17 protein-coding genes are annotated in these 19,409 nt (G+C 67.7%); 9 read left to right on the forward strand and 8 right to left on the reverse strand.

What is annotated here, in order from left to right; all coding sequences use genetic code 11:
• Positions 1-85 precede the first annotated feature (85 nt).
• On the forward strand, positions 86-1,507 hold the full coding sequence (locus ASPU41_RS09355) for an L-serine ammonia-lyase (RefSeq protein WP_069950687.1): 1,422 nt from the start codon (positions 86-88) through the stop codon (positions 1,505-1,507).
• Between the two features lies 1 nt (position 1,508).
• On the opposite strand, the gene ASPU41_RS09360 is transcribed toward ASPU41_RS09355, so the two are convergent.
• Positions 1,509-1,994 (reverse strand): TspO/MBR family protein, encoded by a 486-nt coding sequence (locus tag ASPU41_RS09360; RefSeq protein WP_231941226.1) that lies wholly within the window; start codon positions 1,992-1,994, stop codon positions 1,509-1,511.
• 184 nt (positions 1,995-2,178) lie between these two features.
• Here ASPU41_RS09360 and ASPU41_RS09365 point away from each other — a divergent pair, with 184 nt between their 5' ends.
• The gene (locus ASPU41_RS09365) at positions 2,179-3,252 is read left to right on the forward strand and encodes a lipid II:glycine glycyltransferase FemX (RefSeq protein ID WP_069950689.1); all 1,074 of its coding nucleotides are present in this window, start codon (positions 2,179-2,181) and stop codon (positions 3,250-3,252) included.
• A gap of 30 nt (positions 3,253-3,282) precedes the next feature.
• Positions 3,283-4,779 (forward strand): threonine/serine ThrE exporter family protein, encoded by a 1,497-nt coding sequence (locus ASPU41_RS09370; RefSeq protein ID WP_069950690.1) that lies wholly within the window; start codon positions 3,283-3,285, stop codon positions 4,777-4,779.
• Positions 4,780-4,851: 72 nt separating this feature from the next.
• Here the strand turns inward: ASPU41_RS09370 and ASPU41_RS09375 are convergent, their stop codons facing one another.
• Together ASPU41_RS09375 and ASPU41_RS09380 are read right to left on the reverse strand one after the other, a co-directional pair.
• The gene (locus ASPU41_RS09375) at positions 4,852-5,691 is read right to left on the reverse strand and encodes a siderophore-interacting protein (protein ID WP_069950691.1); all 840 of its coding nucleotides are present in this window, start codon (positions 5,689-5,691) and stop codon (positions 4,852-4,854) included.
• A gap of 51 nt (positions 5,692-5,742) precedes the next feature.
• On the reverse strand, positions 5,743-6,528 hold the full coding sequence (locus ASPU41_RS09380; RefSeq protein WP_069950692.1) for a uracil-DNA glycosylase: 786 nt from the start codon (positions 6,526-6,528) through the stop codon (positions 5,743-5,745).
• A gap of 94 nt (positions 6,529-6,622) precedes the next feature.
• Between ASPU41_RS09380 and ASPU41_RS09385 the strand changes: the two genes are divergently transcribed.
• The 6 genes from ASPU41_RS09385 to ASPU41_RS09410 all read left to right on the forward strand — a co-directional run bounded on the left by ASPU41_RS09385 (position 6,623) and on the right by ASPU41_RS09410 (position 12,514).
• On the forward strand, positions 6,623-6,940 hold the full coding sequence (locus ASPU41_RS09385) for a DUF3263 domain-containing protein (protein ID WP_069950693.1): 318 nt from the start codon (positions 6,623-6,625) through the stop codon (positions 6,938-6,940).
• Positions 6,941-7,021: 81 nt separating this feature from the next.
• On the forward strand, positions 7,022-7,663 hold the full coding sequence (locus ASPU41_RS09390) for a LytR C-terminal domain-containing protein (protein WP_069950694.1): 642 nt from the start codon (positions 7,022-7,024) through the stop codon (positions 7,661-7,663).
• A 220-nt stretch (positions 7,664-7,883) separates the two neighbouring features.
• Positions 7,884-8,090 carry a cold-shock protein gene (locus ASPU41_RS09395; protein WP_069952596.1) on the forward strand — a complete coding sequence of 69 codons (207 nt, stop codon included), beginning with the start codon at positions 7,884-7,886 and terminating at the stop codon, positions 8,088-8,090.
• Between the two features lie 89 nt (positions 8,091-8,179).
• A complete protein-coding gene (locus ASPU41_RS09400) occupies positions 8,180-9,442 on the forward strand; it encodes an ABC transporter substrate-binding protein (RefSeq protein ID WP_069952597.1) in 1,263 nt (420 codons plus the stop codon).
• Between the two features lie 317 nt (positions 9,443-9,759).
• Positions 9,760-11,397 (forward strand): chaperonin GroEL, encoded by a 1,638-nt coding sequence (gene groL, locus ASPU41_RS09405; protein ID WP_069950695.1) that lies wholly within the window; start codon positions 9,760-9,762, stop codon positions 11,395-11,397.
• A 121-nt stretch (positions 11,398-11,518) separates the two neighbouring features.
• A complete protein-coding gene (locus ASPU41_RS09410; protein WP_069950696.1) occupies positions 11,519-12,514 on the forward strand; it encodes a ribonuclease HI family protein in 996 nt (331 codons plus the stop codon).
• A gap of 27 nt (positions 12,515-12,541) precedes the next feature.
• On the opposite strand, the gene ASPU41_RS09415 is transcribed toward ASPU41_RS09410, so the two are convergent.
• From ASPU41_RS09415 to ASPU41_RS09435, 5 genes are all read right to left on the reverse strand, one after another.
• On the reverse strand, positions 12,542-12,829 hold the full coding sequence (locus ASPU41_RS09415) for a WXG100 family type VII secretion target (protein ID WP_069950697.1): 288 nt from the start codon (positions 12,827-12,829) through the stop codon (positions 12,542-12,544).
• A 123-nt stretch (positions 12,830-12,952) separates the two neighbouring features.
• Entirely contained in the window at positions 12,953-14,446 is a 1,494-nt protein-coding gene (locus tag ASPU41_RS09420; protein WP_069952598.1) for a sensor histidine kinase, read from the reverse strand.
• Between the two features lie 5 nt (positions 14,447-14,451).
• Positions 14,452-15,162, reverse strand: coding sequence for a response regulator transcription factor (locus ASPU41_RS09425; RefSeq protein ID WP_069952599.1), 711 nt, complete (start codon positions 15,160-15,162; stop codon positions 14,452-14,454).
• A gap of 102 nt (positions 15,163-15,264) precedes the next feature.
• Positions 15,265-16,911, reverse strand: a complete 1,647-nt coding sequence (locus ASPU41_RS09430) for a DNA repair helicase XPB (protein WP_069950698.1) — start codon at positions 16,909-16,911, stop codon at positions 15,265-15,267.
• Positions 16,908-19,403 carry a helicase-associated domain-containing protein gene (locus ASPU41_RS09435; protein WP_069950699.1) on the reverse strand — a complete coding sequence of 832 codons (2,496 nt, stop codon included), beginning with the start codon at positions 19,401-19,403 and terminating at the stop codon, positions 16,908-16,910. The genes ASPU41_RS09430 and ASPU41_RS09435 overlap by 4 nt, the downstream gene beginning before the upstream one ends.
• Positions 19,404-19,409 lie beyond the last annotated feature (6 nt).

Here is a 19,409-nt window from a genome sequence, read left to right on the forward strand (position 1 = left end):
GGCGGAACCGCCGCCACCCGGCGGCCGCACCGCCCTCCGGCAGGACCATCTGCCGGGCCACAGTTTGAGCTAGTTAGGAACGACAATGGCCGTTGGAGTCTTTGACCTTTTTTCCATTGGAATAGGGCCCTCCAGTTCGCACACCGTTGGCCCGATGCGGGCCGCGGCGGTCTTCGCCGGTGAGCTCAAGAGTTCCGGAGTGCTGGACCGGGTGACCGCGCTGCGCGTGGACCTCTACGGCTCCCTCGCCGCCACCGGACACGGCCACGGCACCATGACCGCCATCCTGCTCGGCCTGGAAGGCTTCCACCCCGAACTGATCCTCCCGGAGGAAGTGGAGGAACGCCTCGCCACGATCGCGGAGACCGGCATCCTGCAGCTCGCCGGAGAGGGAACCGGCGTGCCGCTGCCCTACGGCGTGAAGGACATGGTCCTGCGCCCCCTGACCATCCTGCCCCGGCACACCAACGGCATGACGTTCACCGTCTCCGGTGCCGACGGCGAGGTCCTGCACAGCGCCACCTTCTTCTCCGTCGGCGGCGGCTTCATCGTCCGCGAGGGCGAGGAGGACGCGGCCCTGAAGGAACTCGACGAATCCAAGAAGGAACTGCCCCTGCCGTTCCGGACCGCCGCGGAACTGCTGGGCCGTTGCCAGTCCAAGGGCCTCTCGATCGGCGAGATCATGTTTGTCAACGAGCGCGCCTCCCGGACCGAGGCCCAGATCCGCGAAGGACTCCTGCACATCTACTCTGTGATGGAAGCCTGCGTCGAGGTCAGCCTCAAACGCGAGGGCCTGCTGCCGGGCGGACTGAAGGTCCGCCGCCGGGCACCGGACTGGCACGAGCGCCTCATGAAAGAAACCCTGGACCAGGACCCCGACTTCCGGGACCCGAAGTACTGGCAGGAATGGGTCAACCTGATCGCCCTGGCCGTGAACGAGGAAAACGCCTCCGGCGGCCGGGTCGTCACCGCCCCCACCAACGGCGCCGCCGGGATCATCCCCGCCGTGCTCTACTACGCCCTGCACTTCGCCCCCGGCATGGACAAAGCCACCCAGGCCGACCGCGACGACGTCGTGGTCAAGTTCCTGCTGACCGCCGCGGCCATCGGGGTGCTCTACAAGGAACAGGCCTCGATCTCCGGCGCCGAGGTCGGCTGCCAGGGCGAAGTCGGCTCGGCCTCCTCGATGGCCGCCGCCGGGCTGGCCGAAGTCATGGGCGGGACACCCCAACAGGTCGAAAACGCCGCGGAAATCGCGATGGAGCACAACCTCGGCCTGACCTGCGACCCGATCGGCGGACTCGTGCAGATCCCCTGCATCGAACGCAACGCCATCGCCGCGGCGAAGGCCATCAACGCCGCCAAGATGGCCCTCTGGGGCGACGGCACCCACCGGGTGTCCCTCGACGAGGTCATCGTCACCATGCGCGAAACCGGCAAAGACATGAGCTCCAAATACAAGGAAACCGCCATGGGCGGCCTCGCCGTCAACGTCGTCGAGTGCTGAGTCAGTTGTTCAGTGCGGCCCAGAGGTTCAGCGACGAGGCGAACACAATCCAGGTCAGGTACGGCAGCAGCAGCAGGCCGGCCGCGCGGCTGATCGGCCCGAAGTAGAGCACGGTGACCGCCACGGCCACCGCCAGCGCCACGATGATAACGAAAGCGATCCACAAAGCCGGTGTGCCGAGCGCCGGGTACAAACCGAAGAAGACCGGCGTCCACAGCAGGTTCAGCACAAGCTGGACGGCGTAGGCGGTGAGGGCGGGCCGGGTCCGCTCGGCGCGCCGGCGCCAGATGAGCCACGCGGCAACCGCCATCGCGGCGTAGAGGGCCGTCCAGACGGGCCCGAACACCCAGTTCGGCGGCGACCAGGGAGCCCTGTCCGCGTCGGCATACCAGCCGTTGACGTTGCTGGCGGTGGCCAGTCCGCCCAGCCCCGCAACCACAGCGGAGGCCGCAAGGAAGGACAGCAGCCCCAGCAATTGGGGGCCCATCGCGCGTCTCCCGGCCGGGCGTCCCCGGCGTCCGGATCCGGCGGTTAAGGATTGCTGATCAGAGGGCATGCTTCCAGCGTAGCGGCTCCGTCCCGGGCGGGAGCACGGGGCCGGGCAGATAGACTTGAGCCTGCATGTCCGCATGCCGCCAACGCTCCTACCGCAATGATTGGATGCCGCACCCTTGCGTGAATTCACCGCCCGTTTTGCCTCTGCCGAAGAGATCGCCAACTGGGATACCCACGTCACCGCGAACCCCAATGGCGGCAACCTCCTGCAGTCCGAAGCCTTCGCCGAGGTCAAGCAGCACTATGGCTGGAAGCCCCTTCACCTCGTGTACGAGACGGCCGATTACACGAGCTACAACCTCGTCCTGGAGAAGGCCTTCCCGCTCCTGGGCAAGCTCTGGTACCTGATCAAGGGTCCGGATGTCGCTGCCGCCGAGGACATCCCCGGCATCGCCGCGGCCAACGCCGAGTTCGTGAAGCGCGCCGGGCTGGGTGTCTTCGCCGTCAAGATCGAGCCGGACATCGTGCGCTCCGAGGAGGCCCGGCGCGTGATCGAAGGCGCCGGCCTGGTCAAGACCCACAACCTGCAGCCCAACGACTCGACGGCCCTGCTGGACATCTCCCCGGACGAGAACCAGCTGCTGCGCAAGCTGCACTCCCGCGGCCGCAACGCCGTCCGCCGCGCCATCCGCGAAGGGGTGGAGGTCCGCAACATGGAACCCACCGAAGAGAACTTCCGCGCCATGTACGCGTTGATGACCAACACCGTGGAAGCCAAGTCCCAGGTCCGGGTCCGGGAATACGAGTACTACCGCCAGTTCTGGACCAACTTCATCAACCGCGACCAGGGACGCCTGCTGTTCGTCTACGAAAACGGCGTGCCCTCGGTGGGCGCCTTCGTCATCAACTACGGCCGCAAGGGGACCTACAAGGACGGCGGCTCCCTGCAGAAACGCACCCAGTACGGCGACTCCCACCTGGTGCAGTGGACAGCCATCAACCAGCTCAAGGAACTCGGCTGCACCGAATACGACTTCTGCGGCACGCCGCCAGGCGACCAGCTCAAGGACACGTCCAACCCCTTCCATGGCCTGGGTCTGTTCAAGACCAGCTTCAGCAAGACCGTGACCGACTTTGTCGGCTGCTACGACCAGGTGCTCAGCCCACTGAAGTACAAGGCCTGGATGGCCGCGGGGGAACGCATTGCCCGCCAGCTGTACACCCGCCGCACCGGCCAGCAGTTCTACTAAACGCCGACCAGGGAAACTGAGAACGACGGAATGACCAAGGAACCCGACGGCCGACGCAGGCCGCAAACCGATGGACTGCCCAAGACCGAGCCGATGTCGGCCACGCAGGTGCGCCAGAACGCCGCCGCCAAGCGGATGCTGCGCCGGCTGGTCCAGGGCGAGAACCCGCCGACCGCCCCGATGAGCATCGTCGACCGCCTCGCCGGCAGCCCCTACGCCAACCCGATGATCCAGGTCGGCGGGGTGGACACCTCTGCCCGCAAAACCATCGACTTCGCGCTGCATCTGGCCGAGTCCATGTTCCGCTACGGTGCCGGCGCCCTCGAAGTGGAAACCAGCATCATCGCCATCACCGCCGCGCTGGGACTCAAACACATCGAAGTGGACATCACCAACCAGTCCGTGGCCATCAACTATGCACCCAAGGACCAGACCCCGATCTCGCTGCTGCGCGTCGTGCGGTCATGGACCAACAACTACGCCGGACTCTCCCAGGTGCACCAGCTGGTCACTGAAATCGTGGCCGGCGGGGTGGGGCGCGAGGAAGCCGTGCGCCGGCTGGAGGAGATCACCCAGCGCGCCAAGCCCTTCCCGCGCTGGATGGTCACCGTGGCGTTCGGGGTCTTCTCCGCCGTCTTTGTCGGAGTTCTGGGCGGCGGACCCGGCGCCTCCGCGGTGGCCTTCGGGTCCAACCTCCTGGTCAGCCTGCTGGCCCGGCAGCTGGGCCGCTGGCGCACCCCGGACTTCTTCATCACCGCGTCGTGTTCGTTCCTGGTCACCTTCATCGCCCTGCTGCTGTGGCGCTTCGGAAGCCTGATTGGAATCCAGATCGCCCCGGCCATCGTGGTGGTCGGGGGGATCCTGCTGCTGCTGCCGACCGGACGCCTGGTGTCCTCGGTCCAGGACGCGATCAACGGCTTTCCGGTCACGGCGGCCGGCCGGTTCCTGTCCACGATGCTGACCTTCGGCGCGCTCGTCGCCGGCATCGCCGTGGGCTTTGTGGTGGGGGACATGACGGGTATGGACCCCATCAACGTCACCGAAACATTCCCGCCGGCGTATGACTTCTGGGTGGTGGTCATCCTGATCGCCATCGCGGTGCTGATGATCGGCATCACCGAGCAGACCAGCTGGAACCTGCTGCTGCCGACCGCGGCCATCGGCGTTGTGGGGTATCTGGTCCTGATCGGGGGGGAGGCCCTCGGCATCGGTCCGCGCTTTTCGCCCGCCGTGGCCGCCGTCGTCATCGGCCTGCTGGGCCGGGTCGTGGCCCTCCGGATGGGCGCCCCGCAGCTGGTGGTGGCCGTGCCAGCCGCGCTGATCCTGCTGCCCGGACTCACCATATTCCGGTCCATGTATGTCTTGACCATTGAGGAATCGGAGATCCTGCTGGGTGCCGGGGGCATGCTCAATGCCGGGGCCATCGTGATGGGCGTCGCGGCCGGCATCGTGCTCGGTGACACGCTCGCCCGGCCGCTGACCCGCGGCCAGGCCAGCAACGAACGACGGCGGGCGCGGCGCCGCTAGGCGCATGCCCCGCAGCGGTGCCGCTGGCTCCGGTTGGAAACCCGGGGTGCCGCCGGGGCGGTTTGACGGACCTTAAATCTTTCCGATGGGCAGCTTCTTCTCGGCCTGGAAGTCGTCCTCCACGCGGCCTTTCGCCCAGTACCCGGACAGTGAGACCTGGGAGCGCTCCAGACCCCGCTGCGCATACAGCACTTCCCGCAGGCTCTTCATGTAGCCTCGCTCGCCGTGCGCAAAGACCTGCACGCGGCCCTGCGGCCAGGTGGCGTCGCGCACCGCCGTGACCAGCAGTTCGCTGGCGCCGGCCGGCACGCCGCCACGCAGGAGCCAGCGCAGCTCCACACCGGCCGGAGCGGCGATAGCCTGGATGTCGGCGTCGCCGTCCACCTCGAGGAAGGCCAGGCCGCGGGCGTCCTCCGGCAGCGACTCGATCGAGGCGCCGATGGCCGGCAGAGCGGACTCGTCGCCTGCGAACAGGTACCAGTCCGCGGCCGGATCCGGGTTGTAGCCGCCGCCCGGTCCGGTGAAGATCAGGGCATCTCCCGGCTGGGCGGAAGCGGCCCACGGTCCCGCGAGGCCCTCGTCGCCGTGGATCACGAAGTCGATGGCGAGTTCGCCCGCCGCCTCGTCGACCCAGCGGACGGTGTAGGTCCGGGTGTGCGGCCACTGATCCCGAGGCATTGAGTCGCGGATCTCCCACAGGTCCAGCGGCTGCCGGTAGTTGATCCCGGGTTGTGGGAACACGATTTTGACGTACCGGTCCACGAAGGCGTTGTTGACGTAGCCGGCGAAGCCCGGGCCGCCGGCAATGATCCGGACCATGTGCGGCGAGAGCTGCTCGCGGCGCAGGACGGTGAGGTTGGTCTGCGGGCGCGATTTCCGGGTGGCCGACGTGGCAGCGGGGACTGAAGTCATGGAGCCAAGCCTAGCCAACAAGCCTGGGCGGGACACTGACCGTGAAGCCGGCTACGGAAGCGGCGGCAGTTCCCACTCCACCGTGCCGTCCCCCTGCTCCCGGAGCAGTGCATTGGTGCGGCTGAACGGCCGGGAGCCGAAGAATCCCCGCGCGGCCGACAGCGGACTCGGATGGGCGCTCGCGATCACCGGCGTGGAACCCAGCAGCGGCCGGACCGTCCCGGCATCCTTGCCCCACAGGATGGCCACGAGCGGCGCGGGGGTGCCGTCTGCCCTCACGCGGTGCGCCACGGCGGTGATCGCCGCCGCCGTGATGGCTTCCCAGCCCTTGTTCCGGTGCGAGCCGGCTTCCCCGGCCCGGACGCTCAGGACCCTGTTCAGCAACAGCACCCCCTGGTCCGCCCAACGGCTGAGGTCCCCGTGGATCCGCGGCGCAAAGCCCAGATCGGCGTCGAGTTCCCGGTAGATGTTGGCGAGGCTGCGCGGAATGGGCCGCGTGGCACCGTCCACGGCAAAAGACAGCCCGACGGCATGGCCCGGCGTCGGATACGGGTCCTGGCCCACTATCAGGACCCTGACATCCGAGAGCGGCTGCCGGAACGCCCGGAGCACATTCGAGGGCGCCGGCAAGATCGCGTGGCCCCCGGCGACCTCCCCGCCCAGAAAAGCCAGGACATCCCGCAGCTGCGGTTCAACTGGTGCCAGCACCCCGGCCCAGTCGGGAGCAACGAGCTCATCCAGCGGCAGGAGTGCCAGCTCAGCGAAGCCGACAGCATCCGGGGACGGGGACTCCAGCTCGAAGAGGGCATCGGAATCAAGCGCGTCGGAGGCAGGCATAGGACCTATTCTCGCAGGGCGGCAAATGACAACCCTGTTATTCGCCCGTAACATAGGGGAAGAATTTTCACCGGATCCAGCCAGGGAGTGTGTCGTGGCCGAACAAGCGCAGGAGCACCTGTCGACGGCGGAATCCCTGTCCGCAGGGACCCGCCCCGAGTCGCCGCTGAGCAGCCGGGAGCAGCAGATGCTGGCGCTGGAGCGGCAGTGGTGGAAGTACGCCGGAGCCAAGGAACAGGCCATCCGGGAGCTCTTCGACCTCTCCGCCACGCACTACTACCAGATCCTCAATGCCCTCATTGACACCGAGGATGCGCTGGCCCACGATCCCATGTTGGTGAAGAGATTGCGTAGACTACGTACGTCACGCCAACGTGCGCGCACCGCCCGCCGCCTGGGCTCGGACGCGTAAAGTGCCACCGGGTGCACGGATTCCTGCGCGGAAGCCGGTGCGGGCAATGGATCAGAAATCAGCAAGGACGTCGTTTTTACCATGACCAAATACGCTCGGGATGAATTTGATCGGGTCCCGGAGACCTCCACCCGTCAGGGTGTTCACCGCGCAGTCGCCGAATCCCGCCGCCGCCGCCATCTGGGCCCCATCCTGGCCGTCGGCGCCGCATCCCTGGCCGTCGGCCTCGTGGCGTTCCTGATCCTTCCCAACCTCGGACTTTCCTCCCCCGGGACCACCCTGGCGGTAACGGCCGGGCAGGGCGGCAGCAGCGCCGCTGCGTCCCCCGCCCCCACAGCCTCCAGCCCGGTATCCGCCAGCCCCGCGGCCAGCGCGACGCCCTCCGCGACTGCCACACCCTCCGCCACCCCGTCTGCAGCCCCCGCGGCTGCCGCCGCCGCTGCCACTGTTGACAAGAGCCAGCCGGTTGCGGTTTACAACGCCACCACCACCGCAGGCCTGGCCAACCGCGTGGGCGGAACCATCACCACCGCCGGCTGGACAGTCGGCACGCTCGGAAACTGGGGCGGTGTGCCCCAGCAGCGCTCCGTCATCTTCTACAGCGGCGCCACGCAAAAGAGCAACGCCGAGGCCCTCGGGAAACTTCTTGGCATCCCGGCCGCGGTTGACTCGGCCGAATTCCAGCTGCCGCTCGTTGTGGTGCTGGCGCCGGGCTTCCGGTAGCCCGCGCCGGTTACGCCTGAATAACCGTTAGCCGCCCGACCCGCCCGACCCGCCCGCGCCCCGCGCTCCGCACGGAGGCTGTGGGTAGAGTATTTGCGGACTGCGTTTGTGTTCTGCGTCTTGCATCCCTGTCTGCATGCTGCGTTTGCATTCTGCGTGTCGCATTCCGCGGCGCACATTGGGGTGGGCCGCCCGCCAGTCAACTGAAAGTGTGAACACCATGGCATTGGGAACCGTCAAATGGTTCAACGCCGAAAAGGGCTACGGCTTCATTACCGTGGACGGCTCCGGGGTCGACGTGTTTGTGCACTGGTCGGCGATCGCCGGGGAGGGCCACCGTGCCCTGGACGAGGGGCAGCGTGTGGAACTCGAAGTCGGCGAGGGCGAGAAGGGCCCGCAGGCCGAAAGCGTCCGGCCCGCCCCGTGATCTTCGCCCTCGCACACGCGTCGCAGGGTCCGGCCGGAACGGACGCTGCCCAAGACGCCGGCACCACGGCCCGACGCCGGTCCGGGACGCTGCGGCCGGCGCGCGCCGTGGCCGTCGCGGCGGTTGCGGCACTGACCACGACCGCGTGCCTGGGACCAACAGGCGGCGCCCGCGTGCAGCAGGCCGATGCCAGCGGCGACGGCACCCTGAGAATCGGCCTGGTCCTCGACAACACCGGCCCGCAGAACTTCCTCAATGCCCCCCAGCTGGCCGCCGCGAAGCTCGCCGTCAAGGAAATCAACGCTGCGGGCGGCCACAAGGGCAAACCGGTGGAGTTGCTCCCCGAGACCATCAGCGCGGACGCGGCAGCGCAGGCAAAAGCCCTGGTGGCGGCCAAAGCCGACGTTGTCATCGGCCCGACGGACTCCAGCCGGGCGCCCGCCGCCATCGACGTGCTGTCCAACGCCAGGATCGCGATGATTTCCCCCGCCAACACCGCCAGCAGGCTCAGCAGCTATGAGAGCCACGGCTACTACTTCCGTACCTCCGCAGCCGACATCGCGCAGGCCCCCGTTCTCGTCAAGCTCGCCAGGGACAGCGGCGCGGCAACCATTGCCGTCGTGTACGAGGAAGGCGCCTACGGCAAGGATGTGTCCAACGCAGTCGCCGCCGCGGCCAAGGATGCCGGCCTCGGGCCCGTCGCCGTCGCAGGCTTCACCCCCGGCCAGGCGCAGCAGGCTGCCGCCGCCGCCAAGGCAGCGGCACCGGACGCCGTCGTGCTGGTCTCCCGCACCGGCGCCCAGGGCGCCATCGCCGAACTGAACAACGCCGGCCTGTCCGGAAAAAAGCTCATCCTCAGCGACGGCGCGGTCAACCAGTACGGTTCAGGCCTTGGTTCCAGGGCCCTCGACGGAGCGCGCGGGATCCTTCCGGGGACCTTCGCCTCCGCACACTTCCAGGGCGAGCTGGTCTCCGTGGATCCAGGGCTGAAGGACATGACCTTTGCCGCAGAGACCTACGACGCCGTCAACCTCGCCGCCATCGCGGCCGCCGCTGCCCAGGATGACGCCGGAACCTCGATTGCTGCCAGCCTGATTGCCGTCTCGGGCGGCAACGTCCCGACCACCGGGGGCGCCGTGCCCGACGGCGACACCACGGTCTGCAAGAGCTACCAGGAGTGCCTCGACGCCATCCGGGCCGGCAAACGCCCCGACTACGACGGGGAGTCCGGGCGGATCAGCTTCGACTCCAGCGGTGACATCACCTCCGCAAACTACGTTCTCTACCGCTATGGGCCGGACAACAGGGCGATCATGAGCGGCAGCGAAACAGCCGGCAGCAGCGGGAGTTAATCGCCCGTAGCGTATTGCGTCGTGCAGCGGGCCGCCAGCAGGCCGGTGCCGGGCACTCCCGCGCAGCTGCTGCTTGCACTCTCCCCGGGGGAGTGCTAATTATTGAGTTAGCACTCCCGCGTATTGACTGCTAAAACAACGCCCGGTTCACCCGGCCGCGAAGTGGAAGCAGCCGATCCAGGAGCGAAAGAAACACCTGGCTGGGGTGAGATCCCTGGCCCGGCGGCATACAGAGGCCGCAGGGCAAGGATCGTCCGTCGCGGGCACCGCAGCAAAGGTTCATTCTTAACGACTGTCCCGAAAGGACTACTGCCGTTATGGCCAAGATCATTGCATTTGATGAAGAGGCACGCCGCGGTCTTGAGCGGGGCCTGAACATCCTCGCCGACGCCGTCAAGGTCACCCTCGGCCCGCGTGGACGCAACGTCGTCCTCGAAAAGAAGTGGGGCGCCCCCACGATCACCAACGATGGTGTATCCATCGCCAAGGAGATCGAGCTGGACGATCCTTACGAGAAGATCGGCGCCGAGCTGGTCAAGGAAGTTGCCAAGAAGACGGATGACGTCGCCGGCGACGGAACCACCACCGCAACCGTGCTGGCTCAGGCCCTGGTCAAGGAAGGCCTGCGCAACGTCGCGGCCGGCGCTGATCCCCTGTCCCTCAAGCGCGGCATCGAAAAGGCTGTCGAAGCCGTCACCCGCGAGCTCCTGGCCTCCGCCAAGGAAATCGAAACCAAGGAAGAGATTGCCGCCACCGCGTCCATCTCTGCCGGTGACAACGAGATTGGCGCACTGATTGCCGAGGCCCTGGATAAGGTCGGCAAGGAAGGCGTCATCACCGTCGAGGAGTCGAACACCTTCGGCCTCGAGCTGGAGCTCACCGAAGGCATGCGCTTCGACAAGGGCTACATCTCCGCGTACTTCGTCACTGACGCCGAGCGTCAGGAAACGGTCCTCGAGGATCCGTACATCCTGATCGTCAACTCGAAGATCTCCAACGTCAAGGAACTGGTTGCTGTCCTTGAGAAGGTCATGCAGTCCTCCAAGCCGCTGCTGATCATCGCCGAGGACATCGAGGGCGAGGCCCTGGCCACCCTGATCGTCAACAAGATCCGCGGCACCTTCAAGTCCGTCGCCGTCAAGGCTCCGGGCTTCGGCGACCGCCGCAAGGCGCAGCTCGCGGACATCGCCATCCTCACCGGCGGCCAGGTCATCTCCGAGGAAGTCGGCCTCAAGCTTGAGACTGCCGGACTCGAACTCCTGGGCCGCGCCCGCAAGGTCGTTGTTACCAAGGATGAGACCACCATCGTCGAGGGCGCAGGCGACGCTGACCAGATTGCTGGCCGCGTTTCCCAGATCCGCGCCGAGATCGAGAACTCCGATTCCGATTACGACCGCGAGAAGCTGCAGGAGCGCCTGGCCAAGCTGGCCGGCGGCGTTGCAGTCATCAAGGCCGGTGCCGCAACCGAAGTTGAGCTCAAGGAACGCAAGCACCGCATTGAGGACGCTGTCCGCAACGCGAAGGCTGCTGTCGAAGAGGGCATCGTCGCCGGCGGTGGCGTTGCCCTGATCCAGGCCGGTGCCAAGGCATTCGCCAACCTGCAGCTCGAAGGCGACGAGGCAACCGGTGCGAACATCGTCCGCGTTGCCATCGACGCCCCGCTGAAGCAGATCGCCTTCAACGCAGGCATGGAGCCGGGCGTTGTCGTCGACAAGGTCCGCGGCCTGCCTGCAGGCCACGGCCTGAACGCAGCAACCGGCGAGTACGTCGACCTGCTGGCTGCCGGCATCAATGACCCGGTCAAGGTCACCCGCTCTGCCCTGCAGAACGCGGCTTCCATTGCCGGCCTGTTCCTTACCACCGAGGCCGTTGTGGCCGACAAGCCGGAGAAGAACTCCCCGGCCATGGGCGGCGGCGACGACATGGGCGGCATGGGGGGCATGGGCGGTTTCTAACCACCCGGCCTCCGGCGCTGACTAGTTCAGCGCTGAACGTCCAGTTCAACGACGGCGGTCCCTCCTTCGGGCGGGGCCGCCGTCGGCGTTAAGCGACCGCCCGGTCTGGCAGGATGGTGCAGTGACGATTACAGCAGCAGCCGACGGTTCGGCTTTAGGAAACCCCGGCCCGGCCGGATGGGCCTGGTACGTGAACGATGACTGCTGGCGGGCCGGAGGATGGCCGCACGGCACCAACAACATGGGCGAGCTCATGGCCGTCCTGGATCTCTTCCGCTGCACCGCGCACCTGCCGGCCGAGGATCTGCACATTCTCTGCGACAGCCAGTACGTCATCAACTCCGTCACCAAATGGATGCCCGGCTGGAAGCGCAAGGGGTGGCGCAAGTCCGACGGCAAGCCGGTGATGAACGTCGAGCTCCTCAAGGAGATCGACCAGGCGCTGGTCGGCCGCAAATACAAGTTCGAATGGGTGCGGGGCCACGCCGGGCATGACCTTAACGAGGCCGCGGATGACCGCGCCCGGGCCGCTGCCACGGCCTACCAGCAGGGCGTAGCGGTGCGCCAGGGCCCCGGGTTCGGCGCCGGGGCTGCGGCACCGGCGGCCCAGGCGGCACCCGCGGCCGCGCAGGCGGCAACCGCGGCAGCGCAGGCAGCTCCCGAGGCAGCGGCACTGTCCGGCCAGCACGAGCTGTTCGGCGCACCGACGCTCTTCGACGAGCCCGACCTCTTCAGCGAGCTCGACGAGGACACCACCCCCGCCCCGGGGACGGACGCGAGCCCGGAAGCCATCGTTGAGGCACTCGAGCGCGAACTCCTGTTGCCGGAAACGCGCGCCGACCTCGGACGTACCGGTGTGCTGCTGCACCCGGATTTCACCGAGATTGGCAGCTCGGGCCGGATCTGGACCAGGGACGCCATCATGATGTCCCTGGAAGAGAATCCGGGCGCCCCCGCCGAGCTGGAATTGCTGGGCGCAGACCGGCTGGGCGAGCAGACCGTACTCCTGACATACCGCAGCCACGTCCGGTCGGGAACGGCCCTGTGCAGCTCGCTGTGGGTCCGTGACGGCGCCCAGTGGCGACTCCGCTTCCGCCAGGGCACCCCCGAGGCCTGAGCCCTTCTCCGGCTCAGTGAGGGCCGGTCAGCTAAAACGTTGGGTGTTGTGCAGTTCGGCCTGGGCGTAGCTCGCCGCCGCCGAGTTCAGCGCCAGGTTGATCGAGGCGAGGGAGGCCTCGACTTTGCCCTGGGTCAGGGTCCACTCCGAGACGAGGGCCTGGAAGTTGGTGGCGGCCGAGCCGCGCCACGTGGCCTGCAGCTCGTCGAGGCCGCGCTTCATGGCCTGCACGTCGGCGCTGATCCGGTCGACCGTGGCCTTGACGTTCGCTGACTTGAGCTGGAGGAGTTCCGTATCGACGGAGATGATGCTCATGGGATGACCTCTCGACAGTGCCTGTTCCGGAATTTCCGGACACTGCGAGCGTAGGCCGGCCCGGGGGAGCCGGGGAACGGCCGATTCCCGGTATGTGGAAAAGCCGCAGGGATCCCCGGCAGGCTACTCCGCGGATCCGGCACGTGTGCCGGAGCCCGGGACGGCATTGGCACCGTCGTCCCCGCTGGCCTCGTCCAGGAACGGCAGGCTGACCACCAGCGTGGCGCCGCCGCCGTCGGTCTTCGCGACTCTGACGGTCCCGGAATGCGAGCCGACGATGGCCGCGACGATCGCCAGGCCCAGCCCGCTGCCCCCGGTCTCCCGGGTACGGGACGTGTCCGCACGGTAGAACCGCTCGAAGATCCGCGCCGCTTCCTCGTCCGGGACACCGGGGCCGTGGTCGCGGACCTCGATGACGGACTGCCGGGTGCCGTCCCCTGCGGTGCGGACACCAACGGCCAGTTCGATGGGCGTGCCCTCGGGGGTGTAGCGCAGGGCGTTGCCCACGAGATTTCCGACCACCTGCCGCAGCTTGGCCTCATCGCCCAGCACCGGCGCCGGCCCGGGCGGACCGCCGTCCAGCCCGGTCAGCGAAATGACCCGGCCGCGGTCGCTTGCCTGAGTGTCCACCACGGCGTCGTTGGCAACCAGCAGCAGGTCCGCGGGCTTCTGCTGCAGCGGCCGCTGCTCGTCGATCCTGGCCAGCAGCAGCAGGTCCTCCACCATGGTCCCCATCCGCTTGGCTTCGCTTTCGATCCGCCCCATGGCGGTCGTCACATCCTCCGGGGTGGACAGGGCGCCGTGCCGGTACAGCTCCGAGAAGCCGCGGATCGTCACCAGCGGCGTGCGCAGTTCATGGGAGGCGTCGGCGGCAAAGCGGCGCATCCGTTCCTCGGAGGCCATCCGGGCGGCGAAGGCCGTCTCGATATGGGCGAGCATGGCATTGAGGGAGCTGCCCAGCCGGCCGACCTCGGTATTGGGGTTTTCGATTTCGACACGCCGGGAGAGGTCGCCGGCGGCAATCGCTGCTGCGGTCTTTTCGACCCGGGCCAGCGGCCGGAAGGACCGGGAGATGCTCCAGGTGGCGATGAAAAAGGCCAGGACAAGGGTCAGCAGCCCGACGCCGACGACCACCAGGACGGCGTGTTCCATCACGGAATCGACCGGCCACAACGGGAGCCCGATGACAACGACGGAACTGCGCTGGTTGCTGTCCACGACGTTGAGCGCGACCACCCGCCAGTTGCGCCCGTCCGTGCCGCGGACCTGGAAAGGGGTCTGCTGGCGGTCAGCGGCATCCGCGGCGGTGATGCTGGTGATATCCGGGTGGAGTTCCTTGTTGCCGCCGAACGGCAACGGCGGCTGCCCCGGCGTGAATAGCATCAGCGAGTAGTCGGTGGGGATGCTCTGGTTCTGGTCCTGCAGCTGGCTGAAGGACTGCTGCTGGCGCACCGAGGTGACCGCGGCCCGGAGCTTGTCGTCGACCTGGCCCTGCAGATAGCTGTGCAGCAGGGTCAGGGTCCCGGCGCCGGTGGCGGTGAGGGCCACCAGCATCAGCGCGGTCATGATGGCGACCAGCTGGGACCTGAGCGACGCCGACTTCCAACGGTGAAGCAACAAGGTCAGCGCTTCTCTGCCGTCCGCAGCACGTAGCCGACGCCCCGTTTGGTCTGGATCAGGGCCGGCGCGTCCGGGTCGATGTCCACCTTGCGGCGCAGATAGGAGATGTAGGACTCCACGATCGAGGCGTCCCCGTTGAAGTCGTATTCCCAGACATGGTCCAGGATCTGGGCCTTGGACAGCACCCGGTTGGGGTTCAGCATGAGGTAGCGCAGAAGCTTGAATTCGGTGGGGGAGAGCTCGATCACCGTGCCGCCGCGGCGGACCTCGTGGGCGTCGTCGTCGAGCTCGAGGTCATCGACGCGGATGACCGCGTCGTCATCCTGCAGGGGCTGCGTGCGGCGCAGCACGGCGCGGATGCGTGCCACGACCTCGTCGAGGCTGAAGGGCTTGGTGACGTAGTCGTCGCCGCCCACGGTCAGGCCCATGACCTTGTCCTCGGTGTCATCCTTGGCGGTCAGGAAGAGTACGGGGAAGTGCTTTCCTGCCGCTCGCAGCCGGCGGGTGACGGTGAAGCCGTCCATGTCCGGCAGCATAACGTCCAGGACGGCCAGGTCGGGGGAATGCAGGTCAGCGGCCGCCAGGGCTTCGCGCCCGTTGGACGCGGAGACCACCTCAAAGCCGGCAAAGCGCAGGGAAGTGGACAGCAGCTCGCGGATGTTGGGTTCATCATCGACGACGAGCAGCTTGGCTTCGGGACCGTTCTTTTTCATGGTTCCCATGATGCTCCCAGAATCTGGGAGTTTTCTGAATGGCAGATGTGTGTTGCGTGGACGTCCCTCGCCGCGGGGCGGCCGGTTGCCCGGCCGGGGGCCTCAGCTGGCCGTCCCGACGTCCTTGGCGTCCATGATGCGGTAAGCGTAGCCCTGCTCGGCCAGGAAACGCTGGCGCTTGGCCGCGAAGTCCTGGTCCAGGGTGTCCCTGGCCACCAGGGAGTAGAAGCGTGCGGCGCGGCCGTCCTTCTTGGGGCGCAGCAGCCGGCCAAGGCGCTGCGCCTCCTCCTGCCGGGAGCCGAAGGAGCCGGAGACCTGGATGGCGACCGAGGCCTCGGGCAGGTCGATCGAGAAATTGGCGACCTTGGACACAACGAGAGTCTGCACTTCGCCGGCGCGGAAGGCCTCAAAGAGTCTCTGGCGGTCTTTGACCGGGGTGTCACCCTTGATTACCGGGGCCTGCAGGCGCTCGCCGATCTCGTCCAGCTGGTCGATGTACTGTCCGATTACCAGCAGCTGCTCACCGGTGTGTTCGGCGACAAGCTGTTCCACCACCAGGGTCTTGGATTCGGACGTGGCGCACAGCCGGTACTTGTCCGCGTCCTCGGCCATGGCATAGGCGACGCGTTCGTCGCGGGGCAGGTCGATCCGGACCTCGACGCAGTCGGCCGGGGCGATGTAGCCCTGCGCCTCGATGTCCTTCCACGGCGCGTCGTAGCGCTTGGGGCCGATCAGGCTGAAAACTTCGCCCTCGCGGCCGTCTTCGCGGACCAGCGTGGCGGTCAGTCCGAGCCTGCGGCGCGCCTGCAGATCCGCTGTCATCCGGAAGATGGGGGCGGGCAGGAGGTGGACCTCGTCATAGATGATGAGTCCCCAGTCGTTGCCGTCCACCAGCTCCAGATGGGGGTACAGCCCGCCCCGTTTGGTGGTGAGGACCTGGTAGGTGGCGATCGTGACCGGGCGGACTTCCTTGACGGAGCCGGAGTATTCGCCGATTTCCTCCTCGGTGAGGGACGTCCGCTTGAGCAGCTCGTCCTTCCACTGGCGGGCGGAGACCGTGTTGGTCACCAGGATCAGTGTCGTGGTGGAGCTGGTGGCCATCGCGGCGGCCCCGACCAGGGTTTTGCCGGCTCCGCAGGGGAGTACGACGACGCCGCTGCCGCCGGCCCAGAAGTTCTCCATGGCCAGCTGCTGGTAGGGGCGCAGCTTCCAGCCGGACTCGTTGAGCATGATGGGGTGCGGTGTCCCGTCGACGTAGCCGGCGAGGTCTTCGGCCGGCCAGCCGATCTTGAGCAGCAGCTGCTTGAGCTGCCCGCGCTGGGAGGAGTGCACGACGACGGTTTCTCCGTCGATCCTGGGGCCCAGCAGGGGCGCGATCTTCTTGGCGCGGCTGACCTCCTCCAACACCGGATAGTCTGACGTGCGCATGACGAGGCCGTGCTGGGGATCCTTTTCGAGACGGAGCCGGCCGTACCGGGACATGGTCTCTTCGACGTCGATCAGCAGGGAATGGGGCACCGGGAAGCGGGAGTACTTCAGCAGGGTGTCCAGCACTTTTTCGGCGTCGAGGCCGGCGGCCCGGGCGTTCCAGAGGCCCAGCGGCGTGAGCCGGTAGCTGTGCATGTGCTCGGGGGCACGTTCCAGCTCGGCGAACGCGGCGATGGCGTGGCGTGCCTCGGTGGCGAGTTCGTGGTCGACTTCGAGCAGGATGGTCTTGTCACTCTGGACGATCAGCGGTCCATCATTCACTGCAGCAGTTCCTCTGCGACTTCGACGTCAATTATCCGGTGGATGGACAGCACACGCTCGGTTTCCTTGTTCGGATCGAACACCCGGACCCGTCCGCCGTTTACCGCCACCGGAACAACCGTTTCGCGCACGGCGTTTCCCATGCTGTCGACAACGTTCATCACCACGCGCTGTTTGAGCCGGATCGCCTTCTGCAGGGTTTCCAGTCCCAGCTGGGTCGCTTCCTCGCTGCCGGGGGTCACCGGCGGATTTGCGCCGGTGCCGCCCGTGGCGGGGCGTTCACTGCGCAGCACGGCCAGCTGGGCGTCGACGTCGGCCTCCGGAGGGGCAGTGCGCGGAGCGCTGTAGACCGGCCGCGCGCTTCCGGACACCGCAGTGGTGCGACGCAGCCGGAGGCCGCCGGTATCGGGTTCCTCCACCGCCGGGGACAGCCCCAGGCTCCGGAGGACCTGGGCTGTCTCCCGCGGTGCCGCGTGCGCGACCAGCACGGTGGGTGCGATCTTGACCAAACCGAGGCCGGAGGCGCCGGGGGTGTTCAGCAGCTCCAGGAGCGCCGTTTCGTCGTCGCTCTGGATGAAGCTGGCCGCGGCACCGACCCGCAGCCTGGCATGGCGGGCTGCGGTGTCCTCAATCAGGTACTTCAGCGGCTGCGGGATCGCCGTGGCCGAGTGCAGTTCCAGGAAATCCAGCAGCGCCTGGGCATCCTGGCCCGCGTCGAGTGCGCGGCGGACGGTGGAAATGGAGAAACGGTAGATCGTGGCGGGGCCCTGGCCCTCGGCGTCGGCCATGGTGAGGAGCTTTTCGGTCAGTTCCGGAGCGAGATAACCCGGCGCCACCGCGGTGAGGTCGGCCTGGAGCAGGACATGGTTCAGGGCGGCCGGCAGGTGTTCACCCAGGATTGCCATCGCCTCGTCGGGCTGTTCGGCGGTGATTGCCGCGCCGATCTGGCTGAGCGCGCCCGAGCCGATGAGGCCGAGCATCTCCGCTTCGGCCAGGACCCCGCGGATCAGCGAGCTGAAACGCCGTGCCATCCGGGGCTGGGTCCAGTCGGCGCGCTCCAGCACGGCCGCGGCGTCCAGCACCGGGGCCTGCCCGTCCGCCGCTGCGGCCTCCTCGGTCAGCTCGGCCAGGATTTCCAGGATCCGCCTCCGGACCACCGGGGCGTCCGGGCGCTGGGCCTCCGCCGAGAGCGCATTGATGGTGCTGACCGCCGCGCCGCGGTGGAGGGCCGGGACCGCGGCCTGGCCGCTGACGGGCTGTCCGACAAGGGAGGGCGCCCGTTCGCTGGCGAGCCAGGCATTGACCAGCCAGAGCCACTGCTCCTGCCGCGAAAGCGTCAGCCATTCAAGCTGCGCCGGCTGCACCCAGGCGGAGCTGTCGACGTCCAGGCGGATGAGGCCGGCCAGGGCGCACAATTCCGCCAGCACACCGGCGTCGTGCATCTCGATCCGCAGCACGTCCGCCAGGCGCTTCAGCTCACGGACGCCCACTCCGCCGCTGCGCAGGGTGACGAGAGGCTGTTCGCGGACTGCATAGAGCAGTTCACCCACGAGCCGCAGGGTCTCGGCGATCGCGCCCAAGGCGGCGTTGCGGCGCAGCGCCGCCGAGGTGGAACCCAGCCGCGGCACCGGGGGAGTAAGCGCGAACCTCTCAATGACAAAGCCGCCGCGCAGGGACACCCCGACGCTGTGCGGAAGCTCGACGTGGGCGGCGTCCAGCGGCACCAACAGGCCGCGGGCCAGGAGCCAGTCCACCGGACCGACGTCGGCGGCCTCGTGCAGGACGGAGGCCCGCCGGTGCGCCTGGGGAACCGCGCCCATGGCCCAGTTCCCGAAGCGTGCGAGCAGCGCCCCGGTGCGCTCCGGAGCGGCGGCCAGAATTTGGCGGAGGGACTCCGGCGTGGCGGTCCAGTGCTGGAGCGAGAGTGCGGCCTCCATCGGTGTGGTCGCCGGGGAGATCGCCGCACCGCTCCGGTGGAGTTCCCCGACCAGTTGGACCACGCGCTGCGCGAACGCCGGCTGGAGCCGGACGAGTTCGGTGTAGCTGCGTCCCAGCCCGGCCGGGTAGATTCCGATCACGTCCTTGAGGCTGCCCACCGGCAAGTAATAGCGCAGCTTCGTGCCGGCGGCCGGCGCGGCACCGTGCGGGGGTTCCGCACGGTGGACCAGGGCGAGTTCCTGCAGGGAATGCAGCATCTTCTCAACCGCGGCCAGCGTGGAGCCGTTGATGAGCTTTTTGAGCATCGGGGCGGAGGCGCTGTGCCCGGTGTCTGTGTTGGTGCACAGGTGCAGGGTTTCCAGGACCTGCATTTCCGGGCGGTTGAGCCGCTCCAGGGCGCGCTGCACGCTGACGCGGCCGCTGGCCCGGGCGGCGAGTGCGGCGAAGTCCGGCACGCCGGGGGAGATGAGGTCCGGCCGCGCGGAGAACAAGGCACGCAGCGAGTCATCGCTGCGTGCCTGCAGTTCCTTGCTGAGCGCGCGGATAAGAGACATCAGTCC

This window comes from Arthrobacter sp. U41, assembly GCF_001750145.1.
Lineage (GTDB): Bacteria > Actinomycetota > Actinomycetes > Actinomycetales > Micrococcaceae > Arthrobacter.